Raw genomic sequence first — 18,645 nt, 5'->3', positions numbered from 1 at the left:
GGTGAGGGTCGCCGGACAGCCTTCCGTGCGGCAGCTCCTGGCGAGTTCGAACGTCGTATCCTCCGCCGGCGCCTCACCGGGGAGGAACAGCGCATGACACCACCGACCGCCACCGTGGCCTCACCGCCGCCACTGGCGGGGGCCATCGACGTTGCGTACCCACCACATCACCCCACGGCTGCGGTCCGCGATGGAAGCGGCGGACCACGGACAGCCCGACGGGATGCCCTCCATTGTCGATTGGAGCCCGAAGCGGCGCTGGCCGCCTGGACCGCACGGGCATCGCCGCGGCACTCCTGTCGGTGTCCTCGCCAGGAGTTCACTGCGGCGACGCTGCCAGGCATCTGGCCCGCGCGGTGAACGACGAGGGCGCGTCCCTCGTCCAGACCCACCCCGAGCGTTTCGGGCTGTTGACCTCCGTTCCGCTACCGGACCTCCCGGGGCGCTCGCCGAGATGCGGCACGCACTGGACGACTTGGGGGCCGACGGCACCACCCTGCACGCCTCCTACGCCGACCGGCATCTGGGCGACCGTGCTACGAGACGCCGATGGCCGAGTTCGACCGGCGCTGCGCGATCGTCCTGCTGCATCCGACCTCTCCACCGTGCTGGGAAGCGACGAGCATGGGCCACCCTCGCCCCATGCAGGAGTTCCCGTTCGAGACCACACGTGCAGTGACGCACCTCATCCGGGGCGGAGTCCTCGAACGGCACCCCGCCATGCGCTTCATCGTCCCGCACGCGGGAGGCGCGCTCCCCGCCCTTGCCGACCGGGTCGCCGCCTTCACCTTCGCGAGCGCCGGCCCACCTGTCGATGTCCTCGGGGCCCTGCGCAGGTTGTACTACGACCTCGCCGGCTTCGCCCTGCCGCGACTGCTCCCTGCCTTGCTGACCCTGACCGACCCCGACCACCTCCTCTACGGCAGTGACTATCCGTACACCCCGGACTGGGCCGTCCACGCGTTGGCCGAGGCCTTGGCCGCCGGCGACTGCCTGGGCGGCAAGGGCCTGGAAGCGATGCGACACCGTGCCGCGGCGGCACTCTTCCCCCGGCTGGCTTCGGCGACGAGCGCACCGGACTGGCGACAGACTCACCGTCCGCTCCGTCACGCCGGTGGGACCAGGCACCCCGCCGGCCTCGCGGGGACGGAAGGGGCCCGATCCGCGCCCCCGCCCTGGCGTGCTTGGCTGAGGAACGCCGCGTCACAGCTCTCAGCCCCTCAAGCCTCCTGCGGGCATTGATTGCCACCTCCACCCCGATATGGCTACACTGCAGCCGAAACTAAAAGGGTCACAATGTAGCCATTATTCAGAACCTCCAGCTGCCGGAACAGCGCCTCTTGTCCGCACTGCCAACGCCCGGGGAGGCACAGGATGCCCGTTCTGATCGCGATAGCGATCTACGCAATCCGGCTCGTGCGCGCCCCCATGGACGCACGTCTGAAGAAGCGCCACGCCGGGCCGCTGACGGTGACAGCCGGAGCCGTTCTCCTCTACCTCGCCTGGGACTGGCTCCGCCCGGACGGCATCAGCACCGTGTACTTCGTCGGCGAGTTCGCCGGCGTCGGCGCCGCGTACCTGATGACCTGCACCCTGGTACTGGCCACCCGGCTGACGCGGCTGGAGCAGTGGTTCGGCGGGCTGGACCGCATGTACTTCTGGCACAAGCAGTACGCGATGTGGTCCATGCTCCTGCTACTCCTCCCCCACCTCCTCCTCCATTTCTTCTCCGGCTTCGACGGCAGTACGAAGCACTACGCCGGTACCCCCGAGGCCGGCCACCTCGTGGGGACGGGGCACCTTCTCGGCGCCGTCTCCGCGATCGGGCTGCTCGCACTCGTCCTCATCTCGCTCGGGCAGGTCGGCCGCATCCTTCGACTGCCCTACGAAAGCTGGCTGTTCCTGCACCGGCTCACGGGCCTGCTGCTCCTGTCCGCTCTCGTGCACGGCTGGTTCCTCGACCTCGTCATCAACGGATCCACGGTCCTCCTGGCCGTCTACGTCACCATGGCCACGGTCGGCATGACCGCCTACGCCTACGACGAACTGGTGCTGCGGCGCAGGGAGCCCCAGGCCGACTACAGCATCCGCCGGGTCTCGCGGCCCGCGCCGGACATCGTCGACCTCACCCTGACTCCCAGCGACTCAGACAGGCTGCCCCTGGCAGGTGGTCAGTTCGTCTACCTGCGCGTGGGTGGCCGACGCGCCTGGCGCGAACATCCCTTCAGCGTGGCCGGAGTCCATCCCGACGGCTCGGTCCGTCTCACCGTCCGTGCGCTCGGCCGCGGCACGCAAAAGCTCTACACCGACGTACGCGAAGGACTGCCCGCCACTCTCAACGGCCCGTACGGCATGTTCGACCACACCCTCGGCGGGCGCCACCAGATCTGGATCGCCGGAGGCATCGGCATCGCCCCGTTCCTCGGCTGGCTCACCCACCCGAGCGGCACGCTCCCGCGCGCCGATCTCTTCTACTGCGCCCCGACCGCCGATGCCGCACCCTTCCTCCCGGAACTGACCGCGGCCGCCGAACGCCTCCCCGGCCTCCGGCTCCACGCGACGTTCAGCCGCAGCGAGGGCCACCTCACCGTTGACAGGATCCGGACAGTGGCCGGCCCGCTCACCGCGGACACCCACATCTTCCTCTGCGGCCCCGCGTCCATGCTCGAAGACCTCAGCCGCGACCTCCACCGCCAGGGCGTTCCCCGGCACCACGTCCATGCGGAGCACTTCGCCTTCCGCTGACGAGCGCCCGTCGAGCTCGTTCCAGAGCTCGGAAACCTCGCGCCGCGGGCACTGCCCCACGTCATGATCCAGAGGTTGCGCTTATAGGTGCAGCGCGTGCGACACGAGGACAGGTGCCTCCGGCGCGGTCCGCAGCGATGGCGTTACGCCGTCCGGGGACGCTCAGGTCGCCGGTAGGGCGGGCGCGCCGAGTGCTGTCACGTCGCGGAGTGTCCGGCGGTCGGCGACTCCAGGAGATGCCCGTCCGAGTACTGCCGCAACCATGACCGGCCACGTGATTCTGACCGTGGGGAGGTCCGGACGCTTGACAGGAGAGCAATATCGGCAACACTGTAACCGTTATGAATATCTGGTCTGAACCCCAACCCGACTCCCTGTTCGCGGACGTCGATGGCCTGCGGGTCCACTACAAGCGCGCCGGGCGCGGGCCGACGGTCGTGCTGCTGCACGGCAGCGCCTCGTCACTCCACCACTTCCAGGGCGTGGCGGCCGTGCTGTCGGCGTCCTACGACGTCATCCGCCCCGACCTGCCCGGGTGGGGACTCACCGGTCCACGCGCCGACCGCAACTACCGCGTACCGACCTATGCGGCCACGGTCGCCCGCTTCCTGGACGTCCTGGGCGTGCGCAGCTCTGCGGTGGTGGGCAACTCACTGGGCGGCAACATCGCATGGAACCTCGCACTGGACCGCGCGGAGCGCGTCAGCAGCCTGGTGCTCGTCAACGCCCTCGGCTACCCGGAGAAGTCGGTCCCGGCGGCCCTGCGGCTGGCCCGCAGCCCGCTGCTGCGCCCCGTACTGCGCCGGGCGATGCCGCGCCGCATGATCGAGCGGAATCTGCGGTCGGCGGTCGGCCCGCACTCGGACATCGTCGACGAGGCGATGGTGCAGCGGTCGTACCAGCTGATGAGTCGGCCCGGCAACCGGTCGGCCTTCGTCGACTTCGTCAACACCGACCAGCCCGACCGCAGCGCGGAGATCGCGCGCGTCGCGGTGCCCACGCTGGTGCTGCGCAGCGCGAGCATCAACGGCCAGCACTTCGCCCGCGACATCCCCGACGCCCAGGAGCTGATCCATCCCGACGGCGGCCATCTACTGCCGGAAGAGGACCCGCAGTGGGTCGCCGGCGCCATCGCCACGTTCCTCGATTCCCACTCCGACAGCACGCAGTCACGACAAGGAAGCCCGTCGTGAAGCACTTCGAGCACCACGTCATCGACTGCGGCCCATGACCCCCTACGAACCACCCCGCGAAGTCGCCGAACACATGGCCTCGTTCACGACGACACACGCGGAAAGGCAGGACACATGAACCACCACACACCCGTCGACGTCCTGATCATCGGCGCCGGACCGACCGGGAGTTCCCTGGCGATCGACCTCGCCCGCCGCGGCGCCGACATCCGCGTCGTCACCAAGTCGGACCATGCCTTCGACGGCTCACGGGCCAAGGGCGTCCAGCCCCGCACCCTGGAGGTGCTGGAGGACCTCGGAGCCCTCGACGCCGTCCTCGCGAGCGGCAGCACCTATCCGCTGCTCGGCATCCATCTCGGCCCGCTGGCGGTTCCGTTGCGGATGATGCGCATCCGGCGGCCGAGCCCGGACGTTCCGTACCCCAACACGTGGCTGATCCCCCAGCACAGCACCGACCGCGCGCTGCACGACCGCCTCGAACAGCTCGGCCACCACGTCGAGTTCGCGACCACACTCGTCGAGCTGACCCAGACCGCCGACCTCGTCACCGCCAAGGTGGCGGGCCCCGACGGGATCGAGGAGATCACCGCCCGCTATGTCGTCGGCGCCGACGGCGGCTCCAGCACCGTCCGCAAGCAGCTCGGTGTCGAATTCACCGGGTCGACGGACGAGCAGGACCGGATGATCATCGTGGACGCCGTCACCACGGGACTGTCCCGTGACCGATGGCACATGTGGCCTCGCCTCGGAGGCAAGTTCGCCGGAGCCTGCCCCCTGCCCCACAGCGACCTGTTCCAGTGGATGATCCGGCTGGCGGCCGACGAAGAGCCCGTGCTCGACGAGGCGGCGCTCAACGAACGGATCCGCTCAATCACCGGCAACCGGCGCATCACACTGAGCGACATCCGGTGGACGTCCGTGTTCCGGCCCAACATCCGCCTCGCCGAGAGGTACGGCCAAGGACGGGTCTTCATCGCCGGCGACGCCGCCCATGTGCATACCCCGGCCGGCGCCCAGGGACTGAACACCGGCATCCAGGACGCCTACAACCTCGGCTGGAAGCTCGCCCAGGTCCTGGCCGGCGCCGAGCCCGCGCTCCTGGACACCTACGAGGCCGAACGGATGCCGATCGCGGCCGCAGTACTCGGGCTGTCCACGAAGAAGTACGACGGCATGACCAAGCTCGACCCGTCGAGCCTCAAACGCGGCAAGGACGAACAGCAACTCGCCCTCACCTACTTCGGCAGCCCCCTCGCCCGTGCCGACAGCAACCGCACCAAGACCCTGCGCGTCGGCGATCGAGTGCCGGACGCCGTGCTGACCGGCAGCGACGGCAAGCAGATCAGGCTGTTCGACGTGCTGCGCGGACCTCGCTTCACCGCCGTAGCCCACGGCCGTCGCGCCGCCGACTCCCTCGACCAGCTCGAATGGCCCGCGGCCGGAGCGCAGTTGAAGAGGATCGCCGTCGGCGCCACCGCCGAACGCGCGGACCACGTCCTCACCGACTCCGCAGGAACCCTCGGATCGGTCCACGGCCTCATCGAGGACACCCTGCTGCTGATCCGACCCGACGGCTACATCGGGCACATCGCGACCGGGGACATGCTCAGCAGCATCCGCACCGCGATCGAAGCGCTGGCGCCTCCCGTGAGTGACCGCGCCGAAGCCTCGCCTTCTCCTGGGAGCGCGGAATGAGCCGTACCCTGCTGCGCGGTGCGCAGGTCGTCACCATGGCTCCGGGCCGGCCCGACGCCGAGCGTGCCGACATCCTCGTCGACGGCGACCGCATCGCCATGATCGGCGAGAACCTGGACACGCCCGAAGCCGAAACCGTCGACCTCACCGGACGCGTGATCCTCCCCGGCCTGGTCAACACCCACCTGCACACCTGGCAGACCGGGCTGCGTGCCGTGGGCGCCGACTGGACGCTCCTGGAATACCTCACCCACCTGCACGGGAGCGGCGCCCAGCACTACCGGCCCGACGACATGTACGTCAGCAATCTGGCCGGCGCGCTGAACCAGATCAACTGCGGTACCACCACCCTCGGCGACTGGTGCCACAACAGCGTGACACCCGAGCACGCCGACGCGGCCGTCGACGGGCTCGTGCAGGTCGGCATCCGTGCCGTCTTCCTGCACGGCACCCCCTACCGGGACCCGGCCCTCCCTCATCCGCTCGCCGAGATCGACCGCCTCCTGGAGGGCCCCGCCGGCGACCATGCCCTCCTCACGCTCGGCATGGCCGTCCAGGGACCGCAGTACTCCTCACCCGACATCGCGGTGGCCGACTTCCGGGCCGCGGCCGAACGCGGTCTCGTCGTGTCCCTCCACCAGAGCGGCGGAGACCTCGCACCGGGCTGGGAGGCCGTACGCGACGCCGGGCTGTTCGGCCCCCGCACCAACGTGGTGCACGGCTCCGACCTGCCCGACCGCTGGGTCAGAACACTCGTCGACGCTGGTGTCACCTTCACCAGCACACCCGAGAACGAACTCCGTCAGGGCCACGGCACCCCCATCACCGGCGCCCTGCTGCGCCACGGGGCGGCTCCCTCGCTCGGCACCGACGTCGACACCGTCGTACCCGGCCAGGTCCTCACCGCCGCCCGTATCGCCCTGGCCCACCAGCGCGGCCTCGATCACACCCACGATCGGCAGGGCGCCGGCGCGCAAGCCCGCACGCCGTCCGTCACCGCCAAACAGGCTCTGGCCTGGGCCACCGTCGAAGGAGCGAAGGCGCTCGGCCTGGCCGACCAGGTCGGCCGCATCGAACCGGGCATGCAGGCCGACCTGATCGCCATCGACACCCGTGCCCTCAACCTCTGGCCGGCCCACAATCCGGTCGCCGCTGCCCTGCACGCCGACATCGCGAACATCGAAGCGGTCATGATCGCCGGACGCTGGCGCAAGCGCGACCACACCCTGCTCCACCCTGACCTCGACAAGGTCAAGGACCGGCTCCAGGAGTCGGGCGAACGGCTCTTCCGCGCGATGGACTCGGTGTGAGCAGTCGCAGTCGGCTGCCCGCAGGGCCCGGGCAGCCACTTGTCGGCGCACGTTCGCTTCGGCCGGTCGTTCCGCGTAGTGCCGCGTTCTGGCTAGTGGCCCTAGCCTTCACCGTGACCATGCTGGGCACCACCCTGCCGACCCCGCTGTACGTGCTCTACCAGCACCGCCTGGGCTTCTCGACGCTCATGAGCACGGTGATCTTCGCCGCGTATGCGGTGGGCGTGGAGACCGCGCTGGTGCTGTTCGGGCGGATCTCGGATGTCCTGGGACGGCGGCGGACGCTGCTGCCCGGACTCGCCTGCGCCGTACTGAGCTGCCTGGTGTTCCTGCGCGCGGACAACCTGCCCCTGCTGATCACCGGACGCGTCCTGTCGGGCCTGTCCGCGGGCATCTTCACCGGCACCGCGACCGCCGCACTGCTCGACCTGGCCCCCGAGGACGCCGGTGAACGCGCCACCCTGGTGGGCACGGTGGCGAACATGGGCGGGCTGGGCGCGGGGCCGCTGCTGTCCGGGCTGCTTGCCCAACTCGCCCCGGAACCACTGCGGTTGCCGTACGAGGTGCACCTCGGCATGCTTGCTTTGGTCACGGTGGGCGTGTGGCTGATGCCGGAACCGGTCGCGTTCACCGGGCGGCTGCGGCTGCGCGTGACCCGTCCGAAGGTGCCGGAGCAGATGCGGGCCGCCTTCCTGCGGGCGTCGATCGCCGGTTTCGCGAGCTTCGCGGTGCTGGGGCTGTTCACGGCAGTCGCACCGTCGTTCCTCGGCCGGCTGCTCCACCTGTCCGATCCCGCGCTGTCGGGTGCCGTGGTCTGCACGGTGTTCGCCGCTTCGGCGATCGGCCAGATCACCCTCGTACGCCCACTGGGCCGAGCCGCGCTGTCCGTCGGGTGTGTTCTGCTGATCGCGGGCATGGCCCTGCTGATCTCGGGACTCGCCGCCGAGTCGCTGCTGCTCCTGCTGGGCGCCGCTGTAACGGCCGGGCTGGGACAAGGGGTGAGTTTTCGCGCGGGACTGGCGGCGATCAACGCCGCAGCGCCCGCCGGCCAGCGGGCGGAGGTCGCCTCCACGTACTTCGTCGTGCTCTATGTCGCCATCTCCGTGCCCGTGGTGGGCGTCGGGCTGGCGGCCGACGTCATGGGGCTTCGTGCAGCCGGCGTCTGCTTCGGGGTGGTGGTGGCGTTGTTGGCCGTGAGCGCGCTGGTGGCGGTGCGCGGGAGCCGACGTGAAGGGTGAACGACAGGATGCCGTCCAGGGCGGTGCGGGCGGTCGTCCCGAGCGCCGGGCCCTGGACTCGGAGCAGATCATCCGTGCCGCCATCGGCCTGCTCGACGCCGAGGGCGTCGACGGCCTGACCATGCGGCGCCTGGGAGAACTTCTCGATACGACCGCGGCAGCGATCTACTGGCACGTCAGGAACAAGCAGGAACTGATGCGGCTGGCCTCTGACGCGATCTGGGCGGAACTCCGACTGCCCGACCTCGAAGAAGTCGGATGGCGGGAGGCGTCCATCGCCATGGCACAGGAGATGCACGCGATGTTCCAGAGGCACTCGTGGCTTGTGCCCGCCATGCCTGTCGACGCCCCGTACGGCCCCGGTCGCACGCTCCGCGACGACCACCTTCTCGCGATCTGTTCAGCGGCCGGCTTCACCGCTTCGGACGCCGAGCACGCAAGGGAAACCATTGTGGCGTTCGTGGTCGGTTCCTGTGTCACCGCGACGTCCCGGAGGAGTCTCGTCCTCGGACTGCAGGCAGTTCACGACGGGCTCCAGACACGGATCGCGGCTCGCCCCTGACCACGGCCTGATCCCGACGCTACGGCCAGGAGCCGCCGGCTGATCGTTGCCCTGCGAATGCCGCTGCGGGCCGCGAACCTGGCGCAGGGGCAGCCTTACAGTCCCACCCGGCGCACGTCATACCTCTGCTCGTCCAGCACCAGGTCCGCGTAGGCCGAGGCGTTCTGCCAGGTCGGACAAGATGAGCCAGCCCTCGCCGCCCGGTCGGAGGTGCGTGGACAGGCCCGCGAGGAAGCTGTGGAGCATGATGCTGTCCGGGTCGTAGACGCCTTGTTCGACAGCGCCGGTCGGACGGGCGGGGAGCCAGGGCGGGCTGCACACGATGAGGCCGGCGCGGCCTTCGGGGAACAGACCGGGGCCCGACACCTCGATACGGTCGGCCAGCGCGAGCCCAAAAGCGCCGGCCGCATGCCTCCCGACGGCATGCGGCCGAACGCACCTTCAGATACCTACGGATCCACAACCGGCCTGTGTCAGGCCACTTGGTCACCCGTGCGGCTGGAGCACCGCCTCCTCGGTCGCGGGAGCCGGCGTCGCGGGCTTCCGCGCGGCCCGGCGTCCGGCACGGCGCTCGCGCCGGGTCTCGACCATCGTGTAGAGGGTCGGGATCAGGATGAGGGTCAGTCCGGTGGAGCTGAACAGACCGCCGATGACGACGACGGCGAGGGGCTGGGAGATGAAGCCGCCCGAGCCGGTGATGCCGAGTGCCATCGGAGTCAGCGCGAAGATGGTGGCGAGCGCCGTCATCAGAATGGGCCGCAGCCTGCGGCTGCCTCCCTCTCGGACCGCGTCCGTGACGCTCATGCCCCGGGCCCGGTACTGGTTGATCAGGTCCATCAGCACGATCGCGTTGGTCACCACGATGCCGATGAGCATGAGCAGGCCGATCAGGGCCGCAACGCCCAGCGGAGTGTCGGTGGCACGCAGCAGGGCGATGGCACCCGTGGCGGCGAAGGGGATCGACACCAGCAGGATCAGGGTCTGGCGGATGCTGCGGAACACCGCGACCAGGACCAGGAACACGATGGCGATCGCCGCGACGATCGCCAGGGCGAGCTGGGTGAAGGCGTCGTTCTGGCTGGAGGTGACACCGCCCATCTCGTAGGAGACGCCCGACGGCAGGTCCGCCTTCTTCACCGCGTTCTCCACCGCGGTGCTCGCGGCGCCGGTGTTGTCGCCCACCGGGGTCGCCGAGACGGTGACGGACTCGGTGCCGTCGACACGTGACCGCTCGACGGGTTCCTCGGTCTGCGTCACGGTCGCGACACTGTCGAGCCGCACGTCACCGGAGGACGCGGAGATCTTCAACGCGCGCAGTTCACTGACGGATTTCGGGGCATCGGCGGTCGTCTTGATCACCACATCGCGCTGGGTGCCGTCCACGGTGATCTGGGTGATCGTGGAGCCCTGGACGGCCTCGGCGACCGATGAGGCGATGCTTGTCTCGGTCAGCCCGTGCTCGGCCGCCGCCTCGCCCTTGGCCCGTACCGTGATCTGAGGCACCTCCTGGGCGAGGTCACTCGTGACCGCGGTGACCTCGCCGACCTTCTTCAGCTCCTTCACGACGCCGTCCGTGGCCGTGCTCAGCGCTGCTGCGTCGTCGCCCTTGAGCGTGACCTCGACATCGCTGCTGGTGCCGAAGCCGGTCTTGGAGTTGAACGTCAACTCGCCCACACCGGTGAGGTTGTCGAACTTCTCGCGCAGCGTGTCCTCCACCGCGGAGGAGTCGGCGCTGTCCTCCAGGGCGATGGTGTAGGTGGCGCTGTCCGACACGGCACTCGTCGCAATGAAGCCGCCCGCCGAGCCGATCGTGACCTGGTACGCGTCGACGCCGTCCGCACCGGACAGCACGTCCTCCACCTTCTTCGAGGCCTGGTCGGTCCCGTTCAGGCTGGTCCCGGCGGGCATGGTCTGGGTGACGCTGAGTGAATCCGCCCCGGAGTCGCCGAGGAAGCTGGTCTTCAGCCCGGAGACCATGCTGAAGGTCAGCACGAGCAGCACGGCGGCAAGGCCCAGGACGGTCTTACGGCGCCGCGTGGCCCACTCGATGACAGGCACGTACAAGCGCTGCAGACGGCCGTTGCGCTCCTCTTCCTCGACGAGTGCGCGGAACCGCTGCTGGTCCTTGCCCGCGGCCTCCTTCGGCGGCTTCAGGAACCAGTACGCCAGGACGGGCACGATCGTCAGGGACACCACCAGGGAGGCGGCCATCGCGACGGTGACGGTGACGGAGAAGGGGGCGAACAGTTCACCGACGATGCCGCTCACCAGGCCGATCGGCAGGAACACCGCGACCGTGGTGAGTGTGGAGGATGTGACAGCGGCCGACACCTCGCGGACCCCGGTGAGAACGGCGGCGCGCTTCTCCTCGCCGTATCCGAGATGCCGCTTGATGTTCTCCAGGACCACGATCGAGTCGTCCACGACCCGGCCGACGGCCATGGTCAGGGCGCCCAGCGTGAGGATGTTCAACGAATAGTCCTCGTACCACAGGGCGATGAGCGCGATCAGCAGGGACAGGGGAATGGAGACCGCCGTCACCAGCGTGGAACGGACCGAGCGCAGGAACAGGACGATGATGAGGATCGCCATCAGCAGTCCGAGGGCGCCCTCCTCGACGAGGCCGTTCACCGACTTGCTCACCTGGGGGCCGTTGTCGGAGATGACCGTGAGTTTCGTGTTGTGGCCCAGGGACTTCTCCAGGTCCGGAATCTTGGCGCGGACGTCGTCGGAGATGGAGACTGCGCTGCCGTCGTGGTCCATGGTGACGGAAATACCCAGGCTCTCCTCGCCGTTGGTCCGCGTCAGCGTCGTCGCCTCGGCGTCCTGGACCTTTACCGAGGCGACGCTCTTGAGCTGGACCGGGTCCTGCGAGCCGGAGCCGGTGGACGTCGTGCCGGTGCTTGCCGTGGTCCCCGCGCTACCGGTGACACCGATGCCCGAGGGGTATCCGGAACCGCTCGTGGTGCTCGCACCCGATCCGGACGACGCGCTCAGCCACAGGTTTTCGACCTGCCGCACCGAAGTGATGGAGCCGCCGACCTCGATGCTCAGGTCCTTGCCGTCGGAGTCGACGGAGCCGCCGGCGCCGGTGCCTCCGTTCGAGGTCAGGGCAGTCTTGATCGACTGAACGGTCAGGCCCGCCTTCTCCAGCTTGCCGGAATCGGGCGTGATGGTGACGACCTGGTCCGTCTGCCCGGACACGGTGACCTGGTTCACGCCGTCGACGGCCTTCAGCTCGGGTTCGACCTTGTCCGACAGGGCGTCGGCGAGCTGCTGCTGATCCGCGTCGGAGGTCGCGGCCAGGGTGATGGTGGGCTGGTCACCGGTGCCGCCGGTGAAGACCTGGGGGTCGATGCCGTCCGGGAGGTTCACGGTGCCCTTGTCGAGGGCCTGTTGCACCTCGCTCGCCTTCGTGTCGGTGTCGACACCGAAGTCGAACTGGAGCAGCACCGTCACCGAGCCGGTCCGCGACGTGGAGGTCATCGACTCCACCGAGTCGACGCTCTTGACCGCGTCCTCGATGGGCTTGGCAACCTGGTCCTCGACGACGTCGGGAGACGCGCCCTGGTAGGTGGCGGTCACGGTGACCGCGGGAAAGGACAGGTCTGGCAGCAACTGCTGTTTCAGGGAGGGCACTGCGTACGTCGCCAGAGCTATGACGATCAGCGTGATGAGGGCGGCCAGCTTGCGATTGGCGAGGCTCAGCCTGGACAACCAGGACATCTGGAGGGTCTCACTTCTGCGGTGGGACGGAAGAAGAGGAGGCCGCCCCGGGCCATGGGCCCCGGGACGGCGTGATCTCACCCTTCCCCTCTCCCCCGTCATCCGTCGTCGCCCGACCGCGGTGGTTTCCGCATACCGCGCACGCGTTATCCGGCGCGGCGCGTACCGCGTTCGCGGAGACTCACGGTGTCTCGCCGGGACGTATCAGACCGCTCTCGTAGGCGATGGTCACGAGCTGGGCACGCTCGCTGACTCCGAGCTTGGCCATGGTGCGGTTGAGGTGCGTCTTGACCGTGTGCCGGCTGAGCTTCAGCCGCTCGGAGATGTCGTCGTTGGTCAGCCCGGACGCCAGCAGTGCCAGCACTTCCTTCTCCCGTGGGGTCAGTTCCTCCAGCAGCCGCGTTTCCTTGTCCCAGGACCGGGTCGTGCCCACCCGGAAGCGAGCCATGAGAGCTGCCGCAGCGGCCGCGGACAACAGCGGCCGGCCCGCGCCGACCGTCTCGATGGCGGCCAGGAGTTCCTCCGGGTCGGCACCCTTGCCGATGAATCCCCGTGCTCCCGAGCCGATCGCCTCGGCGACGTACTCGTCGACCTCGAATGTCGTGAGGATCAGCACCTTGACCCCGGTGAGGTCCGGGTCCGTGGTGATCGTCCGGGTCGCTTCGATGCCGTCCGTGCCGGGCATCCGGATGTCCATCAGGACAACGTCGGGGATGTGTGTGCGCGCCAGCGCGACGGCTTGGGCGCCGTCGGCGGCCTCCCCCACCACCTGCATGCCGGGCGTGTTGTCGAGAAGCCGCCGCAGCATGCCGCGCAGCAGTGCCTGGTCGTCGGCCAGCAGGACACGAAGAGTCATGGGCGGTCGTCGGCCTTTCCAGCGGGTTGCGCAGCGCCGTTCCGGCTCAGCGGCAGACGGGCCACCACCAGGAACCCGCCCTGTGGTCGCGTCGCGATCTCGGCAGTGCCACCCACGGCCGCCACCCGCTCGCGGATCCCGATCAGGCCGCGCCCCGTCCCGCCCCCGTTCGGCGGGCGCCAACCGGCGAGGCCGTCGTTGTCGACCGTTATGGAAAGCGAGTCATGGCGGAAGTCGATACCGACCCGTGCGGTGTCCACCCCGGCGTGCTTGCGCACGTTGGTCAGTGCCTCCTGGATGATCCGGTAGCCCGTCACGTCCACCGCCGAGGGGATGAAACACTCCTCGCCCTGCCGGACGACCTCCACCGTCAGGCCTGCCCGCTCGAACGACAGCACCAGGTCGTCGAGCCTGCCCAGCCCAGGAGTGGGCTCCAGCGGTGCTGCGGCCTCCTCCGGCTGCGCGAGCAGCCCCACGATGGCGCGCAGCTCACCGAGTGCTCCCTTCGACCCGTCCCGGATGGCGGTGAGCAGGTCGGCCATCTGGGCGGGATCGTTCCGTCCCACGTGAACGCCGATCCCGGCCTGCGCATTGATCAAGGTCAGTTCATGGGCGACGACATCATGCAACTCGCGTGCGATGCGCATCCGTTCGGCTGCCACCCGCTGGGCGGCCTCCTCCTCCCGGGTCCGTTCGGCGCGCTCCGCCCGCTCCTCCAGTGCCCGGACATAGGCGCGGCGGCTGCGGACCGCGTCGCCGACCGCGGTGGCCAGCCCGATCCAGGCCACGGCGCCCACCCGCTCCGGCCCCAGCACCGGCCCTGGCTGGTAAAGCATCGCCGCCGTCACCGTGCCGGTGGCGACGAGAGCGGCGGCGATCAAGGCCGGTTGCCGCCCTGTGCGCAGCCCCAGGCCGTACAGGCTGACCATCAGGGCGGGAAGCGTGGGCGTGGGTGTACCACCGCACGCCTGATAAACGAAGGCCAGCGCAGACAGGACGGCGATTGTAGTGATCGGCGCGCGTCGCCGGAGCAGCAGGATGACACCGTACGCGAGCGCGAAGGTGACGCTGAGGGCACCCGGCCGCCGAAAGCTCGCTGCGACCGGATCAAGGAACGCGGACAGTACGGAGATGACGATCACGCAGCCCACGAGGCTGGACTCTCGCAGTCGGGCACGCATCGGTTGCCGGGCGCGGTAAGTTGCCCGGCCCCATCGGCCACTGGTTGTCATGGGTTGCAGGGTAGGCACCGGTACAGCCCTGGCTCGTCGCCTGAACGCGGCATTGGCCACTACTGCGATCGCGGTAGGTGACAGGCGTGCGTACCGAGCACGATCGCCTGTCCCCGGGTCCCGGCACGCCCGGCCCGGGTACAGCGGGTGACGACGACGGTCAAGATCCGTGAGCTCCGCATGGCCCCATGTCCGCCCAGGGATCGATGAGCGCGCTGCATGCCCGAGTCCTCTCCCTTCCGGCGGTTGACGCCTGGGGCGGTGAGGAGTTCCTTGGCCGCCCGGTATCGCCCGACCCCGGGGGCGGCGTGCGGCGCCTGCCTGCGTGACTGCCGACGTTCGGCGCCCAGCCGTGCACAGGTCATGAGTCGATGTGATCGCACCGGGTGGTGATGAAGGAGGCAATCAGCTCTGCGGTGTCCGCGGGCCGCTCGTACGGGGCCATGTGCCCGCAGTCTTCGATGATTTCGGTGTGCGTCGGCCGGATCAGGTCACGCGCTCGGTCGAATCCGCTGATGGGAGTGACCTGGTCGTCGGTGCCCCAGGCCAGCAGGGTCGGAATGCCGAGGCTGCCGGTCTGGCGGTAGAGGTCCTCGCGGCCGGAGATCGGGTAGTTCTGCAAGGTGGAGAAGAAGCTGTACATCGATCCTTCGAACCGGTAGCAGTCCGAGATCATGGTGGTCAGCGGTTCGACCAGGGCGGGATCGGAGACGTTGCGCCCGAGATGGCCGAGCAGGATCTTGCGGCCGAAGCGCCGTGCCGCGAACGAGGCGATCGGGTTGGCTTTCAGCGCGCGCTGTTGCAGCGCGGTGTCGGTGGAAAGGCCCGCGGGACCGATGAGCGTGAGGGTCCGAACCGTGTCGGGCCGGTCGAGGAGGTAGGCCATCGCGCCCAGTGCTCCCATCGACGTGCCGACCAGGTTCACCGGCGTGTCGATGCTGAGGAACGAGAGCAGCTCGCGGAGCTGGCGCACGAACATCGCCTCGTCGTACCGACCTTGCGCGCGGTCGGAGTAGCCGCGGCCGTATGCGCTGAAGGCCAGCGTCCGGATGCCCCGCGCGTGCAGCTTCGGCGCCACACCGTCCCAGTAGAACAGCGGAATGGTCAGCCCTGGTACCAGGACGGCCAGCTCGCCGACTTCGGGACCGCGCAGCTCGTAGTGTGTGTAGCCGTCGGACAGCTGGGCGAAGTCGCCGCGCAGCGACTTCCGGGCGGTCGCGTCGAGTTGGAGAGTCTCGTCCGGCATCACGAAATACTTCATCGGGGTGTCTTTCCTTCGGGTGTTTGGAGGAACTCGGTCGGCGTCCCGCCGACCTGGTCGGGCTGCTCCCGCGGAAGGAGGTCCCCGCCATCGAGGGAGCCGCGTGGTGCGTAGGTGCGCGGTACGGCCGCCGTGGTGTTGGACCAGCAAGTCATCGGCAACCGCCAGTGAGTCGGATCGGGATGCAGGCCAGACATCTATAACGGTTACAGTGTTTCCGATATCTGGCCCGTGTCAAGCGGGCATACTTTCTGCGTGCCAACATCACGAGATCAGATGCGAGGAGACGGGCCGCCGGTGCGGCGCACCCCCGGCCGTCCGCCCATTCCGCTCGAGCGGATCGTCGCCGCGGCGATGCAGATCCTCGACGAGGAGGGTGCCGACGCCCTGTCGATGCGGACACTCGCTCAGCGCCTGGGCTCCGGCACGGCCACGCTCTACCGGCACTTCGACAGCCGGGCGGCTCTGGTGGCCCACGTCGTGGACCGCATGTTCGGCGGGATCGAGATCAGGGACGACGAGCTCGCCGCCATGGGCTGGCGGGACGCGTGCCGCACGATGGCGCAGGCCATGTTCGACGCCGTGAGCCGGCACGAGAACGTGGCGCCCCTGCTCGTCGAGGGGATCCCCGTCGGCCCGAACGCGATGACTGTGCGGGAGCGCTGCATCGCCGCCCTGCTCGCCGACGGCTTCCCGCCGCGGGTGGCGGCGCACGCCTACGCCACCCTGTCCCGCTATGTGCTCGGCTTCGCGATCCAGATCCGGGGGCATCACGGCGCGGACGAGCCGGGCAGCGACGCTCAGGCGTCCGCCGCCTTCCGGGCCGCGGACCCCTCGCTGTATCCCGCGACCGCGGCGGTGGCCGACTGGCTTCCGGTGCCGCTGGAGGAGGAGTTCCGTTTCGGTCTGGAACTCCTCCTCGACGGGCTCAGTCGGCTGCGCGACGACAACTGACCGTCAGAACGATGCGCGGCAACCGGGGTTACCGAGACCGACCCAGGGTCTTCGACCGCCGCTCCGGGGACTGGACGCTGTGCCCGCCCTCACAGTCGGAGAGGCGGGCTCCGCCATGTCATCCGATCTCGCGCTTGAGGATCTTGCCGGTCGCGGTCAGCGGGAGCGCGTCGGCGAACTCGACGATGCGCGGGTACTTGTAGGCGGCGAGCCGTTCCTTTCCCCAGGCGATGAGTTCGCCTTCGGTGGCGGTGGCACCGGCCTTGGCGACGATCACGGCCTTGATCTCCTCACCGTGCGACTCGTGGGGGACCCCGATCACGGCGATCAGGGATACGGCCGGGTGCTCCATGAAGAGCTCCTCGATCTCGCGCGGGTAGACGTTGAAACCGCCACGGATGATCATGTCCTTGGCCCGGTCGACGATGTAGTAGAAGCCGTCGGCATCCTTCCGGGCCAGGTCACCGGTGCGGAACCAGCCGTCGCGTAGGACTTCGGCCGTCGCCTCGGGCCGCTTGTAGTAGCCCTTCATCACGTTGTGGCCCTTGATCGCGATCTCGCCGATCGCGTCCGCGTCGTCTTTCACGTCGGACCAGTCGTCGTTGACCAGCTTCATCTCCACACCCGGTATAGGCACCCCGATGGACCCGACACGCGGCGCCTGGCCGAAGACCGAGAACGAGGCCACCGGAGAGGTCTCCGACAGCCCGTAGCCCTCGAGGATCGTCACGCCGAACCGCTCCTGGAACTCCCGGTGCACCTCGCCGGGGAGGGCTGAACCACCGGCGATGGCGACCCGGAGGTTGCGGGCGAGGGCGGCGACGTCGACGGACTCGTCCAGCGCGCCGAGCAGGGCCCAGTACATGGTGGGGACGCCGCCGAAGAGCGTTACCCCCTCCTCGGCCATGAGGCGCAGTGCCGCGCGGGGCTCGAAGCGCGGCAGCATCACGAGGGTGCCGCCGAAGGCGAGGGCTGCGTTCTGGAACACCGTCTGGCCGTAGGAGTGGAACAGGGGCAGCGCGCACAGATAGGTGTCCGGACGATCCGACGACGCATCGAACAGCATCTCGTCGATGAGTGCGTTGTCCCGCATGTTCCGGTGCCGCAGTTCCGCGCCCTTGGGTACGCCGGTGGTGCCGGAGGTGTACAGGATGACGGCCGTGTCGTCCTCGTCCGTGGCCACCGTGTCGAATGCGGGTGGCTGTTCGGCCCAGGGCAGTTCCCGTGCGGGATCGACGACGTACAGGGCGACCTCGGTCCCCTCGGTCGCGGCCCGCGCGGTGTCGCCGATGGGCAGGTCGGCGGTGCCCTCGAAGGCGACGTACGCCCGGGCGTCGGAATCCCGCAGGTGGTAGGCCACTTCGCGCGCCTTCAGCAGCACGTTCAACGGCACCACCGTCGCGCCCGCCTTCAGGATGCCGTAATAGGCGATCGTGAAGTACGGCAGGTTCGGCATCGACAGCGCGACCGTGTCGCCCGGGCGGATGCCCCGTGACGCCAGCAGGTTCGCCACCTGGCAGGCCGCGGCGTCCACCTGCCCGTAGGACAGCCGCCTGTCGCCGAAAACGATCGCGGTGCGGTCCGGATACCGTGCGGCGGAGCCCTCCAGGAGCTCGGCGAGGTTGTATTCGTTCACAACGCGGCCACCATCCACTGGTACGACATACACACTCCTACATCGCGTTTCGCCCTCGCGCGTCTGCACGCCGGGCGTGTGCGTCAGGGGGTGGCCGGTCGGCAGCCCCCAGGCTTTCTGGATCTCTCCGTGGCGCGGCACACCCCAGGTCGGTGGCGTCTCCGCTCCAAGCGCTCTGGTGGCATCGCGTCGCCACCCGTGCAGCCAAGGTCCGCTTGACATCACAGAAATAACGGC

General features: G+C 69.1%; 13 protein-coding genes and 1 pseudogene. 8 read left to right on the top strand and 6 right to left on the bottom strand.

Annotation, left to right across the window (positions count from 1 at the left end):
* The first annotated feature begins 642 nt into the window (after positions 1 to 642).
* The 7 genes from ABZT06_RS41060 (at position 643) to ABZT06_RS41030 (ending at position 8,743) form a co-directional block, all read left to right on the top strand.
* Positions 643 to 1,242: an amidohydrolase family protein gene (locus tag ABZT06_RS41060; RefSeq protein WP_355752905.1), complete on the top strand. Its 600-nt coding sequence runs from the start codon at positions 643 to 645 to the stop codon at positions 1,240 to 1,242.
* A 132-nt stretch (positions 1,243 to 1,374) separates the two neighbouring features.
* Positions 1,375 to 2,745 carry a ferredoxin reductase family protein gene (locus tag ABZT06_RS41055; protein ID WP_355752903.1) on the top strand — a complete coding sequence of 457 codons (1,371 nt, stop codon included), beginning with the start codon at positions 1,375 to 1,377 and terminating at the stop codon, positions 2,743 to 2,745.
* A gap of 341 nt (positions 2,746 to 3,086) precedes the next feature.
* Positions 3,087 to 3,938 (top strand): alpha/beta hydrolase, encoded by an 852-nt coding sequence (locus ABZT06_RS41050; protein ID WP_355752901.1) that lies wholly within the window; start codon positions 3,087 to 3,089, stop codon positions 3,936 to 3,938.
* Positions 3,939 to 4,052: 114 nt separating this feature from the next.
* On the top strand, positions 4,053 to 5,633 hold the full coding sequence (locus ABZT06_RS41045; protein WP_355752899.1) for an FAD-dependent oxidoreductase: 1,581 nt from the start codon (positions 4,053 to 4,055) through the stop codon (positions 5,631 to 5,633).
* The gene (locus ABZT06_RS41040) at positions 5,630 to 6,943 is read left to right on the top strand and encodes an amidohydrolase family protein (RefSeq protein ID WP_355752897.1); all 1,314 of its coding nucleotides are present in this window, start codon (positions 5,630 to 5,632) and stop codon (positions 6,941 to 6,943) included. The genes ABZT06_RS41045 and ABZT06_RS41040 overlap by 4 nt, the downstream gene beginning before the upstream one ends.
* Positions 6,940 to 8,181, top strand: coding sequence for an MFS transporter (locus ABZT06_RS41035; protein WP_355752895.1), 1,242 nt, complete (start codon positions 6,940 to 6,942; stop codon positions 8,179 to 8,181). The genes ABZT06_RS41040 and ABZT06_RS41035 overlap by 4 nt, the downstream gene beginning before the upstream one ends.
* Positions 8,171 to 8,743: a TetR/AcrR family transcriptional regulator C-terminal domain-containing protein gene (locus ABZT06_RS41030; RefSeq protein ID WP_355752893.1), complete on the top strand. Its 573-nt coding sequence runs from the start codon at positions 8,171 to 8,173 to the stop codon at positions 8,741 to 8,743. The genes ABZT06_RS41035 and ABZT06_RS41030 overlap by 11 nt, the downstream gene beginning before the upstream one ends.
* A gap of 147 nt (positions 8,744 to 8,890) precedes the next feature.
* Here ABZT06_RS41030 and ABZT06_RS41025 read toward each other — a convergent pair.
* The 5 genes and pseudogenes from ABZT06_RS41025 to ABZT06_RS41005 form a co-directional block, all read right to left on the bottom strand.
* Positions 8,891 to 9,133 (bottom strand): annotated as a pseudogene (locus ABZT06_RS41025) (methyltransferase); the annotation flags it as partial.
* Between the two features lie 96 nt (positions 9,134 to 9,229).
* Positions 9,230 to 12,469 (bottom strand): efflux RND transporter permease subunit, encoded by a 3,240-nt coding sequence (locus ABZT06_RS41020; protein ID WP_355752891.1) that lies wholly within the window; start codon positions 12,467 to 12,469, stop codon positions 9,230 to 9,232.
* 181 nt (positions 12,470 to 12,650) lie between these two features.
* Entirely contained in the window at positions 12,651 to 13,325 is a 675-nt protein-coding gene (locus tag ABZT06_RS41015) for a response regulator transcription factor (protein WP_355752889.1), read from the bottom strand.
* Positions 13,322 to 14,467, bottom strand: a complete 1,146-nt coding sequence (locus tag ABZT06_RS41010; RefSeq protein ID WP_355752887.1) for a histidine kinase — start codon at positions 14,465 to 14,467, stop codon at positions 13,322 to 13,324. The genes ABZT06_RS41015 and ABZT06_RS41010 overlap by 4 nt, the downstream gene beginning before the upstream one ends.
* 451 nt (positions 14,468 to 14,918) lie before the next feature.
* Positions 14,919 to 15,818: an alpha/beta fold hydrolase gene (locus ABZT06_RS41005; RefSeq protein WP_355752885.1), complete on the bottom strand. Its 900-nt coding sequence runs from the start codon at positions 15,816 to 15,818 to the stop codon at positions 14,919 to 14,921.
* Between the two features lie 297 nt (positions 15,819 to 16,115).
* On the opposite strand from ABZT06_RS41005, the gene ABZT06_RS41000 reads away from it, so the two are divergent.
* A complete protein-coding gene (locus ABZT06_RS41000) occupies positions 16,116 to 16,772 on the top strand; it encodes a TetR/AcrR family transcriptional regulator (protein ID WP_355752883.1) in 657 nt (218 codons plus the stop codon).
* A 118-nt stretch (positions 16,773 to 16,890) separates the two neighbouring features.
* Here ABZT06_RS41000 and ABZT06_RS40995 read toward each other — a convergent pair whose 3' ends face one another.
* Complete coding sequence (locus ABZT06_RS40995; RefSeq protein ID WP_355752881.1) at positions 16,891 to 18,408, bottom strand: long-chain fatty acid--CoA ligase; 1,518 nt, start codon at positions 18,406 to 18,408, stop codon at positions 16,891 to 16,893.
* Positions 18,409 to 18,645: the final 237 nt, after the last annotated feature.

This window comes from Streptomyces sp. NPDC005483 (genome assembly GCF_040606035.1).
GTDB lineage: Bacteria > Actinomycetota > Actinomycetes > Streptomycetales > Streptomycetaceae > Streptomyces.
Note: the sequence above shows the minus strand (reverse complement) of the source record. Positions and strands in the feature narration are given on the sequence as shown.